Origin of the sequence: Rhodoblastus sp., assembly GCF_041915505.1 — a bacterium.
Lineage (GTDB): Bacteria > Pseudomonadota > Alphaproteobacteria > Rhizobiales > Beijerinckiaceae > Rhodoblastus.
Genome location: NZ_JAYSBG010000387.1, coordinates 1 through 3,133 on the forward strand (window position 1 = coordinate 1; position 3,133 = coordinate 3,133).

The 3,133-nt window shown below is 65.2% G+C and carries 3 protein-coding genes and 2 pseudogenes; 3 read left to right on the plus strand and 2 right to left on the minus strand.

Annotation, left to right across the window (positions count from 1 at the left end; genetic code table 11):
* Positions 1-95 (minus strand): annotated as a pseudogene (locus ACE3S9_RS17345) (iron transporter); the annotation flags it as partial.
* 206 nt (positions 96-301) lie between these two features.
* Here ACE3S9_RS17345 and ACE3S9_RS17350 point away from each other — a divergent pair.
* From ACE3S9_RS17350 to ACE3S9_RS17360, 3 genes are all read left to right on the plus strand, one after another.
* Positions 302-754 (plus strand): hypothetical protein, encoded by a 453-nt coding sequence (locus ACE3S9_RS17350; RefSeq protein ID WP_374547735.1) that lies wholly within the window; start codon positions 302-304, stop codon positions 752-754.
* 77 nt (positions 755-831) lie between these two features.
* On the plus strand, positions 832-1,509 hold the full coding sequence (locus tag ACE3S9_RS17355) for a response regulator (protein ID WP_374547736.1): 678 nt from the start codon (positions 832-834) through the stop codon (positions 1,507-1,509).
* The gene (locus ACE3S9_RS17360; protein WP_374547737.1) at positions 1,506-2,840 is read left to right on the plus strand and encodes a sensor histidine kinase; all 1,335 of its coding nucleotides are present in this window, start codon (positions 1,506-1,508) and stop codon (positions 2,838-2,840) included. Before ACE3S9_RS17355 ends, ACE3S9_RS17360 begins: the two co-directional genes overlap by 4 nt.
* Positions 2,841-2,860: 20 nt before the next feature.
* Here the strand turns inward: ACE3S9_RS17360 and ACE3S9_RS17365 are convergent.
* Positions 2,861-3,133 (minus strand): annotated as a pseudogene (locus ACE3S9_RS17365) (c-type cytochrome biogenesis protein CcmI); the annotation flags it as partial.

The following is a 3,133-nucleotide window of genomic DNA, read 5'->3' on the forward strand; positions in this document are numbered from 1 at the left end:
AACGGCACCGTCAAGCCGTCCGACATGCCGATGACGACGTCGCGAACCGTTTCCGACCCGAGGAAATGCTTTTCGACATGGGGCGTGGCGGGCATCGAACCATTTCTCCGGTTGGGGCGGGAGCTGCAAGGCGTCGACGTCTCCCTAGCGCAGGAATTTGTCGGTCCGCTAACAAATTCGCAGGGGGGTTCGGAAAACCGAAGATAGCCCGCGACGACAGGAAAATGACAGTTTGGCGAGTCGATAGGGGTCTGGATGGCCCGAACCATTTGATTCGAGGCGTCGGAGAGAGGAGGCGGTGATGTCATCTCCCTGGGACGATCGGAAAATCACATCGCCGGCGACGCGATTGATCAGATGCGCCAGCGACCCGCTTGTGTTCTGGATCGAAGAACTGAGAAATCTCGGACTGGTTTTCGATGAAACGGACGGGCTCGCCTATTGGAACCTGCTGTCCGCCATCTATGCCTTGACGGAAGAGGAGCGGGTGAAACTGCGCGCGACCGACGCTTATCCCTTCGCCGGCTGCAGCCCGACGACCGGGAAGCGCAAGCTCATCGCCCTCATCCGCGCCAATTTGATCCTGACGACCAGGAACCCCGCTAGGCGAAACGAGAAATTCGTTGTGGTTTCGGGCGAGGCGAAAACCGCCATCTTGCGGACGCTCGACCGATGGGCGAGCAATTGGGAGGCGGAAACGGCGGTTTATCGTCAATATCGCCGATCGGATCATCGCCCGAACGCCAACGCCTGAGCTTTGGCGTCCTTGCCCGGCGAAGCCGAAGATCTCGCCATCGGCCTCGCGGAAAGCCGGATTTTTCGAAGACGCGCATGAGACTCTTGCTGATTGAGGACACGGCGCGCTTGCGCGACCTGCTGGCGGAAAGCGTGCATGACGCCGGATGGCGCATCGATTCATTCGGCACGCTTGCGGACGGCGATGCGGCGATCGCGACAACCGCCTATGATCTGTTGCTGATCGACCTTGGCTTGCCCGACGGCGACGGCCTCGACTTCATCCGCGCCCTGCGCCGCAACGGCCTGCGCACGCCTATTCTTGCGCTGACCGCGCGCGCGGCGATCGACGAGCGCATCGCCGGGCTCGACGCCGGCGCCGACGACTATCTGGTCAAGCCTTTCAACCACCGGGAATTTCTCGCGCGCTGCCGCGCGCTCCTGCGCCGCGCGGCGGAAACCGCGGCGCCTCATCTGACCGCCGGCCGCCTGGCGTTCGATCCCGCCACGGGGCTGCTGGCCTGCGCCGACCAAGACGTTCCGCTGACGCGGCGTGAGCGCGCGATCATGGAAATTCTCATGCGCGAGGTCGGACGCGCCGTCCAGAAGCGCCGCATCGAGCACGCCTTGTCGGAATTCGGCGACGATATTTCGACCAATGCCGTCGAGCTCGTCATATCGCGCCTGCGCAGGAAGCTTGGCTCCTATCCTTCCGGCGCGGCGCTCGAAACCATTCGCGGCCTGGGCTATCTCCTGCGTGAGCTGAAGGCGTGACGCGCCGCCCGCCTTCGCTCACCGCGCTCGTCGTCCGGCGGATCGTACTCTTCGCCGCCATCGCCATGCTCGCGCAGGTCGCCGGCGTTTTCCTTGAATATTGGCGGGATACCCAGAACCTTGGCCGCCTCGCCATCGAAATGGAGACCCGGTCGCTGGCCTCCGGTCTGTCCGTGGCGGATGGACGCGCCGCCTACGAACCTCCTGCGGCGATGCGCGATCGATATCGCGTCCCGGCCCAAGGCTATTTCGTGCGTGTGCTCGACGCGGCGGGCGCGTCGCTCTACTCTAATTGCGGCGCCGAATGCGACGCCTATTTCCCGACGTCCGAAACGCGGCGGCTGAGTTTCTGGATGATCGAGCTGAAGCCGGGCAAGCCGCTGAACATCGCCGGCGGCAGGCGCGTCTCGGACGATCCCGCGGCGGTGATGATCGATGTCGCGATCATCGACGATCCCCGGGGCGTCATCTGGCGCGTGCTCGGCCAGGAGGCCGCCGATCACATGGCGCTTCCCATGAGCCTGCTGCTGGTTTTCGTCCTGGGCGCCACCAGCCTCTCGATCGCTCAGGCTTTGCGCCCCGTGCGCCTGAACGCGGACCTCGCCGCGAAAATCGACCCGCTTGCGCCGGCGGCGCGCCTGCCGGTCGAAGGCATGCCCCGCGAGATCGCGAATTACACCAAGGCCGTCAACGGCGCTCTCGAACGCGTCTTTGCGCTGATGCAGTCGCAAAGGATCATGACCTCGGCGATTTCCCACGAGGTCCGCACGCCTTTGGCGGTGGCCCGGCTGGAGCTCGAAAAGATCGCCGATCCGCGCGCGCGCGAGGTGGAGCGCGATCTGGACGCTTTGAATCGCCTGGTCGAGCAACTGACGACATTGGCGCGCCTCGAAGGCGCCGGCGTCGCCGCTCCGGAAAAAATCGATCCGGCGGATTCGGCGCAGCACGTCGTTGCGACTCTGGCGCCGCTCGTCTTCGAATCCGGACGAACGATCGCTTTCGAGGATCGCGGCGGCGCGCCATTTCGCGGCCACCGCGCTTTGGTCGAAAACGCTTTGCGCAACCTGATCGACAACGCCATCCGCCACACCGGAGAGGGCGCGGCGATCATCGTCGCCGCGGGTCCAGGCCCTTGCCTGACCGTTTCCGACGACCAGGGCGACGTCCAGCGGGCGCCCGCGCCCGAGGTCAAGCGCAACGGCCTCGACCGGCCCGGCCTTGGCCTGAAGATCGTCAGCCGGATCGCCGAAATCCACGGCGGCCGCCTGGAGGCGACGCTGTCGTCAAGGGATGGCGCACGGGCGACGATGGTATTTCCGCCATGCGCTTGAACCCGGGCCGAATAGCAGCTTTATCTGACGTCCAGCCCGACTTCCTGAGCCAGCGACGCGAGTTTTCGCCGCGAAGCGTCATCGCTCGCAAAAGTCCGGCGCGCCTGCTCGTAGGCGTCCTGCGCCCGCGTGGATTTGCCGAGCGCCCGGTAGGAGCGGATGAGGCGAATCCAATCGTCTGCGCTCCCGCCCTGAGCGGCGAGACGTTGCGCCAGATGGTCCACCATGGCTTCAACGGCCTTGCGCCCTTCATTCGCCGATGCGGCGGGTTGTGTCGCTCCCTCCACCGGCGC

What these genes read in the sequence shown, in the direction of transcription:
- ACE3S9_RS17350 (WP_374547735.1), top strand. Translation starts at nt 302, where the DNA reads ATGTCATCTCCCTGGGACGATCGGAAAATCACATCGCCGGCGACGCGA.
- ACE3S9_RS17355 (WP_374547736.1), top strand. Translation starts at nt 832, where the DNA reads ATGAGACTCTTGCTGATTGAGGACACGGCGCGCTTGCGCGACCTGCTG.